A 17,334-nucleotide genomic window follows, 5' to 3' on the forward strand; every position below is an offset into this window, starting at 1 on the left:
CGGATAACCGCTGATCGCAACTGTCAGATCTGACAGGTAGATCCCGCCGGATTCCCGTGTAACAGTCTTTGCGCAGCCATCGTGTCAGGCGCAGCCGACGCCGGTGGCGTCATCGTCTTGTTTTCGCACTGGGAGCGGTCATGAAGTCAGCGCTGATCGTCGACGATCATCCGGTGGTGCGGGCGGCCGTGAGGCTCGTACTCGAAACCGAGCGGTTCAAGGAGATTCACGAAGCAGCGAGCGCCAGCGAAGCCATGGAGCTGAACCGCAAGTACAAGCCCCAACTGGTGGTGCTCGATCTCAAACTGCCGGGAATCGGTGGCCTGGAGGTACTGGAACGGCTCAAGGCCATCGACCCCAAGTGCAAGGTGCTGATCTTCAGCTCCCAGGACCCGCGGTATTATCAGGGCCGCTGTCTGCGTGCCGGAGCCTTGGGCTTCGTAGCCAAAACCAACCAGCTGGTGCAATTGCACAAGGCAATCCAGGCGCTGATGTCGGGCTATTCCTATTTCGCGGCGCCGTCTGACAAGGACTATTCGTCGAGCCCGTTGCACCGCAGCGAAAAACAGATGATCGACGATCTGTCCAACCGTGAGCTGAACATCCTTGAGCAACTGGCGCAGGGCAAGGCCAACAAGGCAATTGCTGAAGACATGCACCTGAGCCATAAAACCGTCAGCACCTATAAAACCCGCTTGATGAAAAAGCTCGGTACGAACTCAGCGGTGCACTTGCGCGATTTCGCCAAGCGCAATCATCTGATTTGAATGTCCCGATGAGACCGGTTTGCTGGCTGTATGTGCTGTGGTTGGGCATCTCGACCCTCTGCTGGGCCAGTGAACCGCCGCAGCGCCTTGAGCTGTTGACTCAGGCGGGGCTGGGGAATATCCAGCTCGCGTTCGACGAGCAGGACCGACAATGGCTACACCAGCACCCGGAAATACGCATGGGCATCTCCGGAGCGGATTACCCGCCGTTCGAAATCACCCGCAATCGGCAGGAGCTGGAAGGACTGACTGCCGATTACGCCGAACTGCTGGCGCAACTGCTCGGTGTGCGCATCGACGTGCAACGCTTCGCCAACCGTGACGCGGTGATGGCAGCGCTCAAGCGCGGCGAACTGGACTTGCTGGGGACCTCCAACAGCTTCGAACTCGTCGACCCGGACTTCATCCTGTCGCGCCCCTACGCCGAAGACCAGCCGATGCTGGTGACCCGACTCGACGAAACCTTGCCAGCGGATCTGGCGGGCAAGCGCATCGCCATGGTCGAGGACTATCTGCCATTGGCCAGCGTGCAGGCGTTCTATCCCCGGGCGAACGTGCAGCGCTACCCCTCGGCGATGGATGCACTCGGTGCGGTGGCGTTCGGGGTCGATGACGGGTGCCTGGGTGACCTGATCAGCAGCAATTACCTGATCAACACCAACTACCGCAATGACCTGCAACTGGCCGGGCCATCGGGACTGGACGCTAACGCCTTCGGTTTCGCCCTGCTGCGCAGCGAACTCCGCCTCAAGCGCCTCATCGACAAGGCGCTGGCGGCGATTCCCATGGAACGTCGTCAGTTGATCGAGCAACGCTGGAGTGCGGGGCGCGCGCAAGTGGCCGCACAGTCTCGGGTACGCCTCAGCGCCAGCGAGCAGGAGTGGCTGGAGCAGCACCCGGTGGTACGAGTGGGAGTGATCGAAGACTTCGCACCGCTGACGTTTTTTGATGCCGACGGGCGTTTCAGCGGGCTGTCGGCGCAGCTGCTCAACCTCATCAGTCAGCGCACCGGGCTGCAATTCGAGGTGGTCCGTGGGCGGTCGCTGGACCGCCAGATCGAACAGCTCAAGGCCGGCGAACTCGATGTATTGCCGGTGGTGACGCCCAGCAGTGAGCGTGAAGCCGAGCTGCAGTTCACCCGTGCATACCTGAACAACCCGTTTGTGCTGGTCGGATCGACAGCGCCCCGCAGCCCGCGCAGCCTCGACGATCTGCAGGGCAAGCGGCTGGCGATCTATCGCGGTCATCCGTTGCGCGACTACATTCTGCGGCGCCTGCCCCGGGTGCGTCTGGTCGAGGTCAGCAGCCCCGCCGAGGGCATGGAACTGATTGTCAAAGGTCAGGCCGATGCGACCGTCAGTTCATTGCTGGTGGCGCGCTTTCTGATTGCTCGCCATTACCGTGAGCGCCTGCGCATCACCAACACCATTGGCGATCAACCAGCCCGCATCGCCCTGGCTACCGCCCCGCAAGGCTCGGCGCTGCACACGATCCTGAACAAGGCGCTGCTGAGCATCGCGCCCCAGCAGATGGACGAGTTGGTCGAGCGCTGGAGCCATGATGTGGTGGTGGAGGAGAGCTATTGGCTGCGCCATCGCCGCGAGATTTTCCTGGGGTTTGCCGCTGCGGCGGGGTTGCTGGTGCTGGCACTGGCCTGGATCGGCTTTCAGCGCTGGCAGTTGCGTCAGCGTCAGCAATGGTTGCGTCAGTTGCAGCAGGCCAAGGATGTGGCTGACGACGCCAATCGGGCCAAGACCACCTTTCTGGCGACCATGAGCCACGAAATCCGCACCCCGATGAACGCCTTGATCGGCATGCTCGAACTTGCACTCAAACGTGCCGAGGAGGGCGTGACCGACCGCCTGGCGATTCAGGTCGCGTCCGGCGCCGGCCAGCAGTTGCTCGCACTGATCGGCGACATTCTCGACATCGCGCGCATTGAGTCGGGGCATCTTTCCCTCGCGCCGGAGCGGGCCAACCTGCGCGAACTGGTGAGCTCGGTGTGCCGGGTGTTTGAAGGGCTGGCGCGACAGAAGCGCCTGGCGTGGTACATCGAGCTGGATGCGCAGAGTGACGTCGACGTGATGATCGACCCGACACGCTTCAAGCAAGTGCTGTCGAACCTGTTGAGCAATGCGATCAAGTTCACCGGGCACGGCCAGGTGAGCCTGCAATTGTCGGTGAGCGCGACACCGCTGGGGCTGATGGCCGTGACAGTCGAGATTGCCGACAGCGGCGTCGGCATCAGCGCCGAAGACCAGCAGCGCCTGTTCAGCCCGTTTGTCCAGGCCGGCAACCCTGGCCAGTCAGCGCGCAGCGGCTCTGGACTGGGGTTGGTGATCAGCCGCAGCCTCTGCGAAATGATGGGCGGTACCCTGCACTTGGACAGTACGCCCGGGCAGGGAACCCGGGTTGAAGTCAGCCTGCAATTGCCACGGCTGGCCGCGCGTGAGCCTGAGCTGGCAAGCCCTGAGGTCGCGGATAAGCCCACGTGCTCACTCAGCGTGCTGGTGGTGGATGATCACCCGGTCAACCGTCTGCTGCTGTGCTGGCAACTGAGTGAACTGGGCCATCGCACGGTCGACATCGAGGACGGTGAGCAGGGCCTGGAGTGCTGGCGGGCACAAGCGTTCGATGTGCTGATCACTGACTGCAACATGCCACGGCGCAACGGCTACGAGTTGGCTCGGGCGATCCGTGACGACGAGGCCGCGAGTGGCAGGGTGCGGTGCTTGATCCTCGGTTTTACCGCCAATGCGCAGATCGAAGAGAAGGTCCGCTGTCTGGAGGCCGGCATGGATGATTGCCTGTTCAAACCGATCCGCCTGGCTGATCTGGCGCTGGCGTTGCAGGGCGCCAGTCACCACGACAGTGAGTACGAGCCAAACCCGGTGCTGTCGCTGACTGAGCTCGATCTGAGCGCGCTGGAACAGATGGCCGGTGACGATCACGCGGTGATTCAACGATTGCGGGAGCAAGTGTTGCGCAGTCTGCAGGATGACCTGCAACGGCTGGACGCTGTGCGCCACCCCCAGAACCTGAGCGAATTGCGCACGCTGGCGCATCACATCAAGGGCGGCGCGCAGATGGTCGGTGCCGCACGAGTGGCGGCAGCTTGTGCGGATCTCGAGCAGGCGTGTCGAGACACCGAAAGCCAAGCGGTCGAGCGCTCGGCCGATGCGCTGCGCGTGGCCATGCTCGGCCTCGCGCAACGTCTTCAGGCCTGAACGATCAATCCCACTGCGGGGCGATGCCTTTCGGGCTGGTCAGGCGCTGGCCGCGTTCCAGCGTGGCGATCAGCGCCATGTCGGCTTCACTCAGGGTCAGCGTTGTCGCGCCGAGGTTGCTTTGCAGGTTGGCGCGTTGGGTCGACGACGGAATCACTGCGTATCCCGACTGCATCGCCCAGGCCAGGGTGACTTGTGCCGGGGTGGCCTGCAGGCGTGCGGCGATCTGCTGGATCAGCGGGTCCTTGAGCACTTCGCCGTAGGCGAGGGTCATGTACGAGGTGATCTGGATGCCCTGGCTCTGGGCGAACTCGACCACTTTGCGGTTTTGCAGGTACGGGTGCAGTTCGATCTGATGGGTGGCGATGTTGTCGGCGCCGACTGCGGCGATCGCTTGTTGCATCAGCTCGATGGTGAAGTTGGAAATACCGATCTGCCGGGTCAGGCCCAGACGCTTGGCTTCCAGCAGCGCGCCCATGAACTCGGCGACCGGCACCTGGTCTTCCGGCGAGGGCCAGTGGATCAGCGTCAGGTCCAGGTAATCGGTTTGCAGCTTGTGCAGGCTTTCCTTGAGGCTGTCGATCAGGCGCTCCTTGGCGAAGTTGGCGACCCAGATCTTGCTGGTGATAAACAGCTCGTCGCGGGCGATGCCGCTGGCGGCGATGGCCTGGCCGACCTCGGCTTCGTTCTCGTAGATCTGCGCGGTGTCGATGGCCCGGTAACCGAGTTCAAGCGCGGTGCTCACCGAATCGATGACCACCTGACCTTGCAGGCGAAACGTACCCAGACCAAAAGCGGGAACAGACATTGATGACTCCAGGGTTGCAGTGGGAATGGGCAGGAGTATCCGCGTCTGCTTCCTTGAGAAAAACCGCTGGTGGGGCAAAGCACTGTTGAGCAGAAGTCATGAATCCAATATGGAGTTTGTGTTGTCTGGTCTGGCCCCTTCGCGAGCAGGCTCGCTCCCACAGGAGATCTGCGGTGTTCACAAATCCCCTGTGGGAGCGAGCCTGCTCGCGAAGGGCGCACCACCGATTCAGGCTATATCGCTCTGCGCAAACTCTTCCCCAAGAAAATCAATCAACGTGCGCACCGACGGCAGCAGTCCCCGGCGCGACGGGAAAATCGCGTGTACCACCCCGCATTTCGGCGCCCAGCCCGGTACCAGTTCCACCACGCGTCCGGCGGCAATGTCCTCACGCACCACCACGCTCGGCAGGTGCGCCACGCCGACCCCGGCGATGACCGCCTGGCGCAAGGCAATCAGGTCATCGGTGACCAGGCGCGGCGTATGCCGAATCACCGCCGTATTGTCATTCGGCCCGAGCAGCTCCCATTGGTATTCGCGCTGCGCCGCACCCCAATGCAGGCTCGGCAGGCCGTTGAGATCGGCCGGCGAGGGCGGTGAGGACAGGCGTTCGACAAACATCGGGCTGCCGACCACCGACTGGGTGCTGTTGCCCAGCACCTTCATCACCATGTCGGTGTTTTCCAGTGGCGGAAAACGTACCCGCAGCGCAATGTCGAAGCCTTCGTGCAATAGATCGACCCGGCGGTTGGTGCTCTCGATGAACAACTCGACCAACGGATATTTGAGCATGTAGCGGGTGAGCATCGGCCCGACCCAGGAGTTGAGCAGCGCCGTCGGGCAACTGAGACGCACCAGTCCTTGCGGCTCGGAGCGGTTGCGTTCGATCAGTTCGGCCGCGCTTTCGGCTTCGACGCGCATCGCCAGACAGCGCTGGTAGTACGCCTGGCCGATTTCGGTCAGCGAACAATGGCGGCTGGTGCGGTGCAACAGGCGCACGCCGAGGCGTTCTTCGAGCTCGGAAATGCGCCGGCTGAGTTTCGACTTGGGCATGTCCAGCGCCCGCCCGGCGGCGGCGAATCCGTGGTGTTCCACCACTTGAGTGAAGTAGTAGAGGGTGTTGAGGTCTTCCACCATCGTTCTCCAGATAGAACGCTAAGGCTGATTTTTGCAGTCTAGTGCATTAATGATCATGGATTTAAGCTTAATCCATCGCATCACTCACCCCAATTGGAGACAACCATGAAAAACATCATCGGTATCTACACCAGCCCGCGCGGCCATTGGGTCGGCGATGGTTTCCCGGTTCGCACACTGTTTTCCTACGACAACCTGGGCAAACACATCAGCCCGTTCCTGCTGCTCGATCACGCCGGCCCGGCGCACTTCACTCCGACCACCGAGCGGCGTGGCGTTGGTCAGCATCCGCACCGTGGTTTCGAAACCGTGACTATCGTGTATGAGGGCGAAGTGCAGCACCGCGACTCGACCGGCAGTGGCGGGGTCATCGGCCCTGGCGATGTGCAATGGATGACCGCGGCTTCCGGGATCCTCCACGAGGAATTCCATTCGGACAACTTCGCCAAAACCGGCGGCAAACTGGAAATGGTGCAGCTGTGGGTCAACCTCCCAGCCAAGGACAAAATGGCTGCGCCGGGCTACCAGACGATTCTCGACAGCGACATCCCGAGCATCGCACTCAAGGACAACGCCGGCAGCCTGCGCCTGATCGCCGGTGAGTTCGATGGCCACACCGGTCCATCACGCACTTTCACCCCGATCGACGTGTGGGACTTGCGCCTGAACGCAGGCAAATTGCTGACGCTCGATCTGCACGAAGGCCGTAACACCGCGCTGGTGGTGCTCAAAGGTTCGGTGCAGGTCAACGGTCTGGAATCGGTGCGCGAAGGGCAGTTGGCGCTGTTCGAGCGTGACGGCCATCAGTTGACACTCGAAGCCAGCCAGGACGCGATGGTGTTGCTGCTCAGCGGCGAGCCGATCGACGAACCGATCGTCGGCCACGGCCCGTTCGTGATGAACACCGAGCAGGAAATTCACCAGGCATTCGCCGACTTCCAGTCCGGCCGCTTCGGCCAGATGCACGCTTAACGCAAAACCACTCCGCTCTACACAGGACGCGTAGGCCGGTTCGAAGGCCAGGGATGGCTGTTGCCCAAAGAAAGAGGAAACGCCCATGAGCACTGTCTATGCAGCGAACTTCAATGGCCTGAAACCGACCATCGATCCCGACGACACCGCGATGTTGTTGATTGACCACCAGAGCGGTCTGTTCCAGATCGTCAAGGACATGGATGTGCCGCAACTGCGCGCCAATGCCGTGGCACTGGCCAAGGCGGCGACCTTGCTGAAGATGCCGGTGATCACCACCGCGTCCGTGCCGCAGGGGCCGAACGGGCCGTTGATCCCGGAAATTCATGAGGCCGCGCCGCATGCGCAATACGTGGCCCGCAAAGGTGAAATCAACGCCTGGGATAACGCCGAGTTTCACGCGGCAGTCAAAGCCACCGGCAAGAAAACCCTGGTGATCGCCGGCACCCTGACCAGCGTGTGCCTGGCGTTCCCGTCTATCGCCGCCGTGCACGAAGGCTACAAGGTGTTTGCCGTGGTCGATGCCTCGGGCAACCACTCGAAAATGGCCACTGATCTGACCGTTGCCCGTCTGGCCCAGGCCGGGGTGGTGCCGATCGACATCATGGCTACGCTTTCCGAGCTGCAAGGCTCGTGGAACCGTCCCGATGCCGAGCAGTGGGCGGCCGTCTACGCCCAGGCCATGCCGCATTATCAGTTGCTGATCGAGAGTTACCTCAAGGCTCAGCAAGTCGCGAACGAACACGAAGTGCTGGATTCGCAGCGCTGATCGTTTCATCCACGCCGACCGCCGGTCGGCTTTGACAACCCGCGAGGATTATTGCAATGACCACTCAATACAAACGTCTGGACAAAAACAACGCCGCTGTTTTGCTGGTCGATCACCAGGCCGGCCTGCTGTCGCTGGTGCGTGACATTGACCCGGACAAGTTCAAGAACAACGTGCTGGCGCTGGCCGATCTGGCCAAGTACTTCAAGCTGCCGACCATCCTGACCACCAGTTTTGAAACCGGCCCCAATGGCCCGCTGGTGCCCGAGCTGAAAGCGCTGTTCCCGGAGGCGCCGTACATCGCCCGCCCGGGTCAGATCAATGCCTGGGACAACGAAGATTTCGTCAAGGCGATCAAGGCCACCGGCAAGAAGCAACTGATCATCGCCGGCGTGGTGACCGAAGTCTGCGTGGCATTCCCGGCGCTGTCGGCGCTGGAAGAGGGCTTTGATGTGTTCGTGGTCACCGATGCGTCGGGCACCTTCAATGAGCTGACCCGAGAATCGGCCTGGAACCGCATGTCCAGCGCCGGCGCGCAGTTGATGACCTGGTTTGGCCTGGCCTGCGAGCTGCACCGTGACTGGCGCAACGACATCGAAGGCCTCGGCACGCTGTTCTCCAACCACATCCCGGACTACCGCAACCTGTTCACCAGCTACACCACCCTGACTAACGGCAAGTAATCAGCAACACCTCCATCCCCCCCTGTGGGAGCGAGCTTGCTCGCTCCCACAGGGTTTTTTGGGTGTTTTTGTGCGGGCGTTCATCCGCTGAAATCAATTACTCCTACACTTGCCCAATCTGTGCGATCTTCTCGCGATTGGCCCGTGCCGGAGTGCTTTGATGTTGTCTTTTTTGACTGAACATCCGTTGTTTTGCGCGTTGATCCTGATCCTCCTCGATCTGGGCCTGTGGCGCCTGATCAGCTTCCGAGGCAGCGAGTGGAAGCTGCTGGTGCGGGTGCTGATTTTCGGCCTGTTCAGCGCGGTATTGTTCAACGAAGGCCTCAACCCGATGGAGCCGGCGCCGTGGGCCGACAACGTGCCGCTGCACCTGGCGGCGACCGGGTTGCAGATCGGCTGGTGGCTGTTTGGTGCGCGCACCCTGACCGTGCTGATCGGTGCGGTGATGATGCAGCGAGTCGGGCACACCGGGCGGCTGTTGCAGGACTTGCTCGGTGCGGTGATTTTCCTGATCGCGATCATCGCGGCGCTGGCCTACGTGCTGGATTTGCCGGTCAAAGGCGTGCTGGCGACGTCCGGGGCCTTGGCGATCATCGTCGGTCTGGCGTTGCAGAGCACCCTGAGCGATGTGTTTTCCGGGATCGTGCTCAACACCACCAAGCCGTATCAGATCGATGACTGGATATCCATCGACGGCACCGAAGGTCGGGTCATCGACATCGACTGGCGCGCCACGCGGCTGCAAACCAGCCAGGGCAGCATGGCGGTGATTCCCAACTCACTGGCGGCCAAGGCCAAGATCATCAACTTCAGCCGGCCGAGCAACATGTTCGGCCTGGCCGTCAGTGTGCAGGTCAGCCCGCATGCGCGCCCGACCACGGTGATCGACGCGCTGGAACGGGCGATGCAGGGCTGCCGTCCGCTGCTGGACAATCCTTCTCCGAGCGTCGCGCTGAAAAGCTCCGGCAGCACCGGGGCCGAATACGAAATCAGCGGTTTCGTGTCGTCGATGGACCAGAAACGTCCAGTGCGCAATCAACTGTTCGATCTGGCCTATCGGCACTTGCAGGCGTCCGGGGTCAATCTGTTGTCGAGTGTGGAGCCGAACGCGCCGAGCAGCCTGTCGCGGCCACGGGCGCTGCTCGACAGTTCGCCGATTTTCTCCACCCTGCGCCAGGAGGAGAAGGACACCTTCAGCCAGAACATGACCCTGCAGACCTTCCGTGCCGGCGAGACGATCCTTGAAGCCGGGGAGGTCAGCGATCATCTGTTTATCATCGAATCCGGCGTGGTCAGCGTGACCTTGATCCGCCATGGCAGCCCGTTCGAATCCGGGCGCATGGGGCCGGGGGAGGTGATCGGCGAGGCCGGGATTCTGTCCGACTCGTCGGTGCCGGCCACCTTCGCGGCGAAAACCTTCTGTGCGCTGTACCGCATCGAGAAGAGCTACCTCAAACCCTGCCTGGATGCCCGCCACGACATCAACGAGGCGATGAAAGCCTTGCTCGATTACCGGCTGCACAAGGCCCAGACACTGACCCAGGACGTGCCGGCCGTGGCGGCGAAAACCGGGTTCCTGCAGTGGTTGCGCAATCGGGTGTGACAGGGTGGTCTACTCGTCTTCCGGGAGATTGGCTATTTGCCCGGGGCAGGGTCGGGTCTACCTTAGGCACACATTCACTGGCCCCGGAAACTCACCATGAAAGCTCGTACCGATTTCTACACCGCTTCCCCAGACGCCCTGAAAGCGATGATCGCGTTGGAAACTGCGGTCTCGAAATTGCCGCTGGAAAAGACCCTGGTCGAACTGGTCAAGCTGCGCGCTTCGCAGATCAACGGCTGTGCGTTCTGCATCGACATGCACACTGCCGATGCGATCAAGGGCGGCGAAACCCCACGCCGGTTGTTCGCGGTGACGGCATGGCGTGAAGCGCCGTTCTTCACCGAGCGTGAACGCGCTGCGCTGCTGTGGACCGAATCGCTGACCCAACTGAGCCTGACCCACGCCCCGGACGAAGACTACGACATCGTCGCCGCGCAATTCACGCCCAAGGAAATGGTCGATCTCAGCGTGGCGATCAACACCATCAACAGCTGGAACCGCCTGGCAGTGGGCTTCCGCAAAACCCCACAGCTCTGACAGTTCACGGTCGATAACTGTGGGAGCGGGCTTGCTCGCGAAGGCGTCGTGTCAGTCACATTAGTGGTTATCTGACACACCGCTTTCGCGAGCAAGCCCGCTCCCACAGTGGAAAGTGCATACCCCTCAGAAGGGTGATCAATGCGCATCCGCACTCGGCGCGGCCGGTGGTTGTACCTTGCGCATCAAGGGCACCATCACCGTGGCGATGATGAAGCACAGCATGATCATCAGGAAGGTGTCGCCGTAGGTCTGGGTCTGCGCCTCACGGTACGTCAGCAGCCACAGTTGATGCAGGCCGGCGGTGATCCCGACGTCACCGCTCTGGCCCAGCGTCGCGAGGTTGCCGGAGACCTGCGACAACCATTGATTCATCGCCTCGTTGCTACTGTTCAGATGCTCGGCCAAGCGGGTGAAGTGCAGGTTGGTGCGGTCGTTGAGAATGGTCGCGCACGCCGCAATACCAATGGCGCCGCCGAGGTTGCGCATCAGGTTGAACAGCCCCGAAGCGTGCTTCAAGCGTGCCGGTGCCAGTCCTCCCAGCGTCAGTGTCACCGCCGGCGGCACCGCCAGTTGCTGGGCGATCCCGCGCAGCGCTTGCGGTAGCATCAACTGAGCGGCACCCCAGTCGTGGGTGATCGGACTGAACTCCCACATCGACACGGCAAACAAGCCTAGCCCGATCATCATGATCCAGCGCAGATCCATGCGATTGGCGAGAAAGGCGTACAGCGGAATTGCCATGATCTGGAACACCCCGGTGGAAAAAACCGCCAGTCCAATGTCCAGCGCGCTGTAACCGCGCACCCGCCCGAGAAACAGCGGCGTCAGGTAAATCGTCGCGAACAGACCAATCCCGGTGACAAAGGAAAAGAAGCAGCCGAGGGCGAAGTTACGGTCCTTGAGGGCGCGCAGGTCGACGATCGGATTGGCCACATGCAAGGTGCGACCGATAAAGGCCAGACCCGCAAGGCCGCTGATCCATGCCGTGGTCAGAATCGTCTGATCGCTGAACCAGTTCCAGCGCGGGCCTTCTTCGAGGGTGTATTCCAGGCAGCCGAGAAACAGCGCGAGAAACACCATGCTCAGGTAGTCCGCGCCCTTGAGCAGCGACAGTTCCGGCTGGTCGATCTTCACCAGCATCGGCACCGCCACGGCGACGAAAATGCCCGGCACCAGGTTGATGTAGAACAGCCAGTGCCACGAGGAAATATCGGTGATCCAGCCGCCGATAACCGGACCCAATGTCGGCGCCAGTGACGCCACCGCGCCGATGGTTGCCGCGGCGATCACCCGTTGTTTGCCGGTGAAGAAAAAGAACGCCGTGGTGAACACCAGCGGGATCATCGAGCCGCCAAGAAAACCTTGCAACGCACGAAAGGCGATCATGCTCTGGATGTTCCAGGCCACCCCGCAGAGCAGGCTGGCCAAAGTGAAACCGACCGCCGAGGCGCAGAACAGCCAGCGCGTGGAGAACACCCGCGACAGCCAGCCCGACAACGGAATCACGATGATTTCGGCGATCAGGTAACTGGTCTGCACCCACGCGGTTTCGTCGGTGCCGGCCGAAAGTCCGCCACCGATGTCACGCAGCGACGCCGAAACAATCTGGATGTCGAGCAGGGCAATGAACATGCCGATGCACATCGTGGCGAAGGCGAACACCTTGGTCGCGGTGGCCATGTCCGCTGCGTTGAACGGTTGCGCCGGGGCAGCAAGGGCGGTGCTCACGGTGCGACCGCCACGGCGCTGGTTTCAGCTTGTGCGCGGGTATCGACTTCAGCAGTGACTGACAGCCCCGGCCGCAGATGGCCGAGCACGCCATCGGCCGGGTCGAGGAGGATTCGCACCGGCACCCGCTGGACGATTTTGGTGAAGTTGCCGGTGGCGTTCTCCGGCGGCAGCACGCTGAACTGCGAACCGGTGGCGGGGGCGAGGCTGTCGAGGCGGCCGTGGAATTCCTGGCCGGAGAGGACGTCGGCGCGGATGCTCACCCGCTGTCCGGGTTTCATCCGTGCCAGTTGATCTTCCTTGAAATTGGCATCGACCCACAGCCCACTGGCTGGCACCACCGACAACTGTTGCGAACCGGCCTGGGCATAGGCGCCGACCCGCGCGCGGCGGTTGCCGATCACTCCGTCGACCGGCGCGCGCAGCTCGGTGTAGCCGAGGTTCAACTGCGTCAGATCACGCTCGGCCCGGGCTTGTTGCAGGGCGGCGCGGGCCTGTTGTTTCTGGGTATCGATTACCGCCAGTTGGCGTTGAGCCGCGAGCAGTTCGGCCTGGGCTCTGGCGCTCAGGGCTTGCGCTGTCTTGAACGTGGCGTCGGCGCGCTGGGCACTTTCCACCGACACGGCATTGGTGCTCACCAGCCGTTTGTAGCGGGTGTTGTCGTCCCGCGAGCGAGCGGTTTCGGCACCTGCCGCATCGATGCCGGCGCGGGCCTGGCCGATAACCGCTTGCTGCAACTGTTCGGTGGCGTCGAGGTTGGCCAGCAACGCTTCTTCGGCAGCCACGGCGCCTTCGGCTTTGGCGAGGTTGGCGCGGTAGTCCCGCGCGTCGAGGCGGATCAGCACGTCGCCAGCCTTCACCGATTGGTTGTCGCTGACCAGCACTTCTTCGATGTACCCGGCGACCTTCGGGCCGATCACCGTGACGTCGCCACCGATGTAGGCATCGTCGGTCTCTTGCAGAAAACGCCCGGTGCCCCACCAGTGCGCGGCGTACACGCCGACCACCACCAGCGTGATCAGGCCGGCGCCGGTCAGCAGCAGACGTTTGCGCAGTGGCGGTTTGGTGTTGGTCACCACTGCAGACAGATCGGGCTTGAGGGTGGGCATACTGGTCATGGCGTAATACCTGCGCAAATGGATCGTTATTACGGACGTAATATGACGCTAGTAATATTTTGTGGCAATTGAATTTTCATTCCGGTCGTCAGTTGCTTATTTCAGCCAGTGGCCGGGGGTGGTGCCGCTCATGGCCTTGAAGAACGCAATGAATGCGCTGTCGCTGGCAAACCCCAGTTCGTATCCGCAGTAACTGAGGCTGCGTCCGGTGGCGAGTAACTCCATGGCGCGCATCAAGCGCCACTGCTGGCGCCATTGCTGATAGCTCATGCCGGTTTCACGCTGGAAGATCCGCCCGATGGTGCGGCTGCTGGCGCCGATCTGTTGTTCCAGCAGTTGCAGTTCCGGAGGCAGTTGTTCGGGGGTCGACAGCAGCGGCGCCAGGCGTTTGTCCCGGGGCAGGGGAAGCAGCATCGGCTGTTGTGCGGCTTCCCGAATCTCACTCAGGCACAGACCGAGCAGATGAAACAGTTTGCCGTGCTGCCAATTACTGGCGAAATCGGCCTGGGCCATCGGCTCCAGTACTGCCCGCAACAATGGGCTGACCTCAATCACGCACACCTGTTGCGGCAGCTCGCGGCACAGTTCAGGCAGCAGCCAGATCGAGCGGTAATCGACGCTCTGTTGCATCACCGCACGATGGCTGACACCCCCGGGAATCCATGCTGCCCGCGACGGCGGCAACAGGCACAACTGCTGCGCCAGCGTGATGCGCGTGCAGCCTTGCCGGGTGTAGAGCAATTGCCCGCGCTGATGGCAATGCAGGCCTGAGTCGTGATCGCCAAGGGTGGAGGCGATGCCGATGACCGGTGCGCTGAAGTGATCAGGGTCGAAGGTTGCGTGGGCGTCGAGCCAAGCCATGGATTGTCCGGTTTCAACGATAATTTGGCAGGGTTTGGATAATACGCCAGTCGATAGTTTTTAAACTCTTCGGCGCTTTCACTTGAAGAGAAACGTCGATGAACAACAGATCTCTATTGCTGCTGGCGATTGCCCTGCTGATGTTTCCGCAGATTGCCCAGACCCTCTACAGCCCGGCGCTCGGCGATATCGGCCGAGCGTTCGGCGTCGGGCCGCAAGCGGCGGCGCAGACCTTGTCGGTGTATTTTCTGGCGTTCGCCTTCGGAGTGGTGACGTGGGGGCGAGTGTGTGACCGGATCGGTCGGCGCCCGGCGATGTTGGCCGGTCTGGCGATCTGCATCGTGGCCTGCGTCATCGGTTTGAGTGTGCGCAGTTTCAACGGCTTGTTGCTGGTCCAGGCCCTCGCGGCATTTGGTGCTGCGGTCGGTTCGGTGGTCACCCAGACTCTGTTGCGCGACCGCTTCCAGGGTGCGGAACTGGCGCAGGTGTTTTCGCTCGTGGGCATGGCACTGGCGGCCAGTCCGGCGATTGGCCTGTTCAGTGGCGCAGGGCTGGTGCATGGTTTTGGGTATCGTGGGGTGCTCGCGGCCTTGCTGTTGATCGCGTTGGCGTTGTGGCTATGGAGCTGGTGCGCCTTGCCGGAAACCCGCCCGTGCGCACGGACCAGCATGGGGCTGCTGGACACCCTCGTGCGCATGCTGGGAGATGCCGGTATCTGGCGCTCGGCGCTGTGGATCGCCGCGTTCAATGTGGCGCTATTCAGTTACTACAGTCTCGCACCGTTCCTGTTCGAGCGACTCGGCCTGAGTAGTGCAGCGTTCGGCTACAGCGGGGTGATCCTCGCTCTGGGCTCAGGGTTTGGAGCATGGCTCAACCAACGGTTGTTGCGGCGCGGCTGCAACGCACTGCAACTGATTCGCCTCGCCGCCATCTGCAGTTTGCTCGGTGGTCTGGGCGTGTGGCGGCTGCAGGACAGCGGCGCATTCGTATTGCCGATGTTGCTGGTGGTATTGGCCTTCGGCATGGCCATCCCGAATGTTCTCGGTTCGGCGCTGGTCAATTACGCCGATCGCCTGGGCACCGCCGGGGCACTTCTGGGGCTGCTTTATTACCTGTTGATCGGTGCCGGACTGATGCTCGCCGGCTGGGTGCAAGCCCTCGGGGAAACCCTCATAGCCTGCAGCGGCGTGGCTTTGCTGCTGACCTTCAAGGCTGATAAATCAATTGTTTAAGAAATGTAAGCGTTGTAGGAAGCGTCTTGCATTTGTGTAGGAAGGCTCTGACTATCACTCGCATTGATGAGGTGGCATTACGCCATTTTATGATTGCAAGGATGTTGCGTGCCGTATTCGCTTCGCGCTGTTTTTCGTCGTCGTTCCACGCGTTGCCCGCTGTTGTCGGCCGTTGTGTTGAGTGTGTGTGCCTCCTCCATTCAAGCGGCTGACCCTGTCGCGCCGGGCCAGGAAGTGCTGCGCCAGCAGCAACAGCAACAGCGCGATCTGCAACAACTGCAGTTGGAGCAACGCAAGCGTCAATTGGAGCGCGGCGCGTTCGGCCCGGCGCCCGCCACACCGGCGATCCCGCAGACGGTTGCTCCCGATGAACGCTGCTGGCCACTGAGCGGCACGCGCATTGGCGGCGTCACCCTGATCGACAGCGACAAACTCAACGCACGGATCAAACCGTTGCTGGCGCCGTGCATGGGCGTCGGCCAGATCAACCATTTGCTGGCGACCATCACTGCGAGCTACGTTGAAAAGGGTTACATCGCCAGCCGCCCGTACCTGTTGAGCGCACCGGCGGCGGGGCAGTCGCTGGATATCATGATCGACGAGGGCTACATCGAGTCCATCGAACTGGCCGACCAGAGCCTGCCGGTGTCGCTGGGCGGCGCGTTCCCGCATATGCTCGGCCAGCCGTTGAACCTGCGCGATCTGGAGCAGGGACTGGATCAGTTGAACCGCTTGCGCTCGATCGACCTGACCGCCGACATCGCCCCGGGCAGCCAGCCCGGCGCGTCGCGGATTATCCTGCGCTCGCGCACGGCCGGGCAGTCGCGCTGGGCGTTGGGGCTGGGAATCGACAACCTCGGCAGCGCGAGCACTGGGCGTGATCGCAACAGCGTCAGTCTGAGCGTCGACAGCCCGTTGCAACTCAACGATCTGTTGAGCCTCAGCGCCAGCGACACCTTGAATCAGGGGGATCGCTACAACCGCAACGCCAGCCTGTATTACGCGATTCCCTACGGCTACTGGACCTACAGTGTGTTTGCCAGCCACGCCGAATACCGCGCGCCGTTCAAACTGCCCAGCGTGACGTTTCACAGCACCGGCATCACCGATCAATTGAGCCTGCGCGCCGACCGCGTGTTGTGGCGCGACCAGAGCCGCCAGCTCAGTGCCAACCTGCAACTGGCACACAAGGACGTCGACAGTTATCTGGAAGATGCCCGTCTGGGCATTCAAAGCCCGACCCTGACCGTGGCCGAAGCCGGACTCAACCTGTTCTGGCTCGACCGGGCGGTGTGGAACCTCGACTTCACCTACTCGCAAGGCTTGCGCTGGCTCGGCGCCGATGACGACGCCAATCATCAAGTCAACAACTTGCCCAAAGCGCAATTTCGCAAGTACCGCGCCGGCCTCAGCCAGTGGCGCAACGGCCAGTTCGGCGCGCAGGCCTGGCAGTGGCAGAGCCAGCTCAATCTGCAATACAGCCCTGACCCGTTGCCGGCCATCGAACAACTACTCGGCACCGACGATTCAGCAGTGCGCGGCTATCGGGTCAACAGTGCATCCGGGGCCAGCGGCGCGATCTGGCGCAACACCTTGCGCCTGCCGCTGCGCACCGACTGGCCGGTGCAGATCACCCCGCGTGTTGGCCTGGACAACGGCTGGCTCAAGGCCGACCACGGCGCGCCGGGCCAACGCCTGAGCGGCGCCAGCGTCGGCTTGAACCTGGGCTGGAAGAATCTGCAAGTGGACGTCGATTACCAACGCGCCCTCAACACCCCCAACGGTTTGCAGCACGAGCCAGAGACCTGGCTGATGCGCGTGGGGTTGCAGATATGAGCACCACCGAGACTCATCAAACAGTGAACAAACAGCCGTCGGATCTGAGCGCG

General features: G+C 62.0%; 14 protein-coding genes. 9 read left to right on the forward strand and 5 right to left on the reverse strand.

Going from position 1 to position 17,334, the window contains the following annotated elements:
• Window positions 1-140 precede the first annotated feature (140 nt).
• Both PseAD21_RS11415 and PseAD21_RS11420 read left to right on the forward strand, forming a co-directional pair.
• Complete coding sequence (locus PseAD21_RS11415; protein WP_102355756.1) at window positions 141-767, forward strand: response regulator transcription factor; 627 nt, start codon at window positions 141-143, stop codon at window positions 765-767.
• 8 nt (window positions 768-775) lie between these two features.
• Window positions 776-3,994, forward strand: coding sequence for a transporter substrate-binding domain-containing protein (locus tag PseAD21_RS11420; protein WP_102355757.1), 3,219 nt, complete (start codon window positions 776-778; stop codon window positions 3,992-3,994).
• 4 nt (window positions 3,995-3,998) lie between these two features.
• Here PseAD21_RS11420 and dkgB read toward each other — a convergent pair whose 3' ends face one another.
• The gene (gene dkgB, locus PseAD21_RS11425) at window positions 3,999-4,802 is read right to left on the reverse strand and encodes a 2,5-didehydrogluconate reductase DkgB (protein ID WP_102355758.1); all 804 of its coding nucleotides are present in this window, start codon (window positions 4,800-4,802) and stop codon (window positions 3,999-4,001) included.
• 228 nt (window positions 4,803-5,030) lie between these two features.
• Window positions 5,031-5,939 carry a LysR substrate-binding domain-containing protein gene (locus tag PseAD21_RS11430; RefSeq protein ID WP_102355759.1) on the reverse strand — a complete coding sequence of 303 codons (909 nt, stop codon included), beginning with the start codon at window positions 5,937-5,939 and terminating at the stop codon, window positions 5,031-5,033.
• A 105-nt stretch (window positions 5,940-6,044) separates the two neighbouring features.
• On the opposite strand from PseAD21_RS11430, the gene PseAD21_RS11435 reads away from it, so the two are divergent.
• The 5 genes from PseAD21_RS11435 (at window position 6,045) to PseAD21_RS11455 (ending at window position 10,503) form a co-directional block, all read left to right on the forward strand.
• Window positions 6,045-6,911: a pirin family protein gene (locus PseAD21_RS11435; protein ID WP_102355760.1), complete on the forward strand. Its 867-nt coding sequence runs from the start codon at window positions 6,045-6,047 to the stop codon at window positions 6,909-6,911.
• Window positions 6,912-6,996: 85 nt separating this feature from the next.
• The gene (locus PseAD21_RS11440; RefSeq protein WP_102355761.1) at window positions 6,997-7,680 is read left to right on the forward strand and encodes an isochorismatase family protein; all 684 of its coding nucleotides are present in this window, start codon (window positions 6,997-6,999) and stop codon (window positions 7,678-7,680) included.
• A gap of 56 nt (window positions 7,681-7,736) precedes the next feature.
• Window positions 7,737-8,363, forward strand: a complete 627-nt coding sequence (gene ycaC / locus PseAD21_RS11445) for an isochorismate family cysteine hydrolase YcaC (RefSeq protein ID WP_102355762.1) — start codon at window positions 7,737-7,739, stop codon at window positions 8,361-8,363.
• 160 nt (window positions 8,364-8,523) lie between these two features.
• Window positions 8,524-9,966, forward strand: coding sequence for a mechanosensitive ion channel domain-containing protein (locus PseAD21_RS11450; protein ID WP_102355763.1), 1,443 nt, complete (start codon window positions 8,524-8,526; stop codon window positions 9,964-9,966).
• Window positions 9,967-10,062: 96 nt separating this feature from the next.
• Entirely contained in the window at window positions 10,063-10,503 is a 441-nt protein-coding gene (locus PseAD21_RS11455) for a carboxymuconolactone decarboxylase family protein (protein WP_102355764.1), read from the forward strand.
• 138 nt (window positions 10,504-10,641) lie between these two features.
• On the opposite strand, the gene PseAD21_RS11460 is transcribed toward PseAD21_RS11455, so the two are convergent.
• The 3 genes from PseAD21_RS11460 to PseAD21_RS11470 all read right to left on the reverse strand — a co-directional run bounded on the left by PseAD21_RS11460 (window position 10,642) and on the right by PseAD21_RS11470 (window position 14,213).
• Window positions 10,642-12,234: a DHA2 family efflux MFS transporter permease subunit gene (locus PseAD21_RS11460; protein ID WP_102355765.1), complete on the reverse strand. Its 1,593-nt coding sequence runs from the start codon at window positions 12,232-12,234 to the stop codon at window positions 10,642-10,644.
• Window positions 12,231-13,352 (reverse strand): HlyD family secretion protein, encoded by a 1,122-nt coding sequence (locus tag PseAD21_RS11465; RefSeq protein WP_102355766.1) that lies wholly within the window; start codon window positions 13,350-13,352, stop codon window positions 12,231-12,233. The genes PseAD21_RS11460 and PseAD21_RS11465 overlap by 4 nt, the downstream gene beginning before the upstream one ends.
• Window positions 13,353-13,448: 96 nt before the next feature.
• Complete coding sequence (locus PseAD21_RS11470) at window positions 13,449-14,213, reverse strand: helix-turn-helix transcriptional regulator (protein ID WP_102355767.1); 765 nt, start codon at window positions 14,211-14,213, stop codon at window positions 13,449-13,451.
• 98 nt (window positions 14,214-14,311) lie between these two features.
• Here PseAD21_RS11470 and PseAD21_RS11475 point away from each other — a divergent pair, with 98 nt between their 5' ends.
• The gene (locus PseAD21_RS11475) at window positions 14,312-15,445 is read left to right on the forward strand and encodes an MFS transporter (protein ID WP_102355768.1); all 1,134 of its coding nucleotides are present in this window, start codon (window positions 14,312-14,314) and stop codon (window positions 15,443-15,445) included.
• Between the two features lie 108 nt (window positions 15,446-15,553).
• A complete protein-coding gene (locus tag PseAD21_RS11480) occupies window positions 15,554-17,281 on the forward strand; it encodes a ShlB/FhaC/HecB family hemolysin secretion/activation protein (RefSeq protein ID WP_102355769.1) in 1,728 nt (575 codons plus the stop codon).
• Window positions 17,282-17,334: the final 53 nt, after the last annotated feature.

This window comes from Pseudomonas sp. AD21 (genome assembly GCF_002878485.1).
In the GTDB taxonomy this organism is placed as follows: domain Bacteria; phylum Pseudomonadota; class Gammaproteobacteria; order Pseudomonadales; family Pseudomonadaceae; genus Aquipseudomonas.

Coding starts and splice junctions, on each gene's coding strand:
- PseAD21_RS11415 (WP_102355756.1), top strand. CDS start 141: ATGAAGTCAGCGCTGATCGTCGACGATCATCCGGTGGTGCGGGCGGCC.
- PseAD21_RS11420 (WP_102355757.1), top strand. CDS start 776: ATGAGACCGGTTTGCTGGCTGTATGTGCTGTGGTTGGGCATCTCGACC.
- dkgB (WP_102355758.1), bottom strand. CDS start 4,802: ATGTCTGTTCCCGCTTTTGGTCTGGGTACGTTTCGCCTGCAAGGTCAG.
- PseAD21_RS11430 (WP_102355759.1), bottom strand. CDS start 5,939: ATGGTGGAAGACCTCAACACCCTCTACTACTTCACTCAAGTGGTGGAA.
- PseAD21_RS11435 (WP_102355760.1), top strand. CDS start 6,045: ATGAAAAACATCATCGGTATCTACACCAGCCCGCGCGGCCATTGGGTC.
- PseAD21_RS11440 (WP_102355761.1), top strand. CDS start 6,997: ATGAGCACTGTCTATGCAGCGAACTTCAATGGCCTGAAACCGACCATC.
- ycaC (WP_102355762.1), top strand. CDS start 7,737: ATGACCACTCAATACAAACGTCTGGACAAAAACAACGCCGCTGTTTTG.
- PseAD21_RS11450 (WP_102355763.1), top strand. CDS start 8,524: ATGTTGTCTTTTTTGACTGAACATCCGTTGTTTTGCGCGTTGATCCTG.
- PseAD21_RS11455 (WP_102355764.1), top strand. CDS start 10,063: ATGAAAGCTCGTACCGATTTCTACACCGCTTCCCCAGACGCCCTGAAA.
- PseAD21_RS11465 (WP_102355766.1), bottom strand. CDS start 13,352: ATGACCAGTATGCCCACCCTCAAGCCCGATCTGTCTGCAGTGGTGACC.
- PseAD21_RS11470 (WP_102355767.1), bottom strand. CDS start 14,213: ATGGCTTGGCTCGACGCCCACGCAACCTTCGACCCTGATCACTTCAGC.
- PseAD21_RS11475 (WP_102355768.1), top strand. CDS start 14,312: ATGAACAACAGATCTCTATTGCTGCTGGCGATTGCCCTGCTGATGTTT.